Here is an 816-nt window from a genome sequence, read left to right as displayed (position 1 = left end):
GACGACCTCCTCGCCGTTGATCTCGGCGTAGATGGCCTTGAGGTCGACCTCGTTGCCGTCGGAGTCGACGACCTTGGCGGCGTCGCCGACCACGGTCTTGGCCTTGTCGCGAACGATCTCGACCATGGCGAGCGTGAGCTGGTCGTTGTCGGCCAGGTGCTGGGCCAGCTGGTTGGGCTGGACGCCCATCTCCATGGCGCGGCGGACGACGAAGTTGGTCAGCTCCTGCTCGGTGACGCCCAGCTCCTCGGCCTTGACGATCTTGTCGAGCACGAACCCGACCCTGATGGCCTTGACAGCGCTGGTCTCGAACTCGGCGAAGCGCTCCTCCTCGGTGGTCCGGTAGAGGCGGAAGAACGCGTCGCGGCTCAGGCCGCTCTCGCCGATCTGGTGCTCGAGGTTGTGCTTGCGGGCGTCGACCTCGGCCTTGAGCGCGCTGTCGGGGATCGGGATCTCGATCTTCTCCAGCAGCGTGTCGAGGGCCTTGTCGCGGGCCTGGACGACCTGGTCGACCAGCTTGTTGCGGCGGGCCTGCTCGCGGATGCTGGTCTTGAGCTCGTCGAGCGTGTCGAACTCGCTGGCGAGCTGCGCGAACTCGTCGTCGAGCTCAGGCAGGACCTTCTCCTTGACCGACTTGACGCTGATGATCACGTCGGCCTCCTCGCCGGCGTTCTCGCCGCCGACGAGCTCGGTCCTGAAGCTCTTCTCCTCGCCCGCGGACATGCCCTCGAGCGCGTCGTCGAGGCCCTGCAGCACGGAGCCGGCGCCTACCTCGTAGGACACCTCGTTGGCCTGCTGCTCCTCGATGTTCGCGCC

The 816-nt window shown here is 66.9% G+C and carries 1 protein-coding gene; it reads right to left on the bottom strand.

The window, feature by feature from the left end; translation table 11 throughout:
* A partial coding sequence (locus DAT37_RS12665; protein ID WP_198654231.1) for a trigger factor occupies positions 1-816 on the bottom strand: 816 nt, incomplete at both ends.

Origin of the sequence: Nocardia aurea, assembly GCF_003123685.1 — a bacterium.
Taxonomy (GTDB): domain Bacteria; phylum Actinomycetota; class Actinomycetes; order Mycobacteriales; family Mycobacteriaceae; genus Nocardia; species Nocardia aurea.
This window is presented reverse-complemented; position numbering and strand designations above follow the sequence as displayed.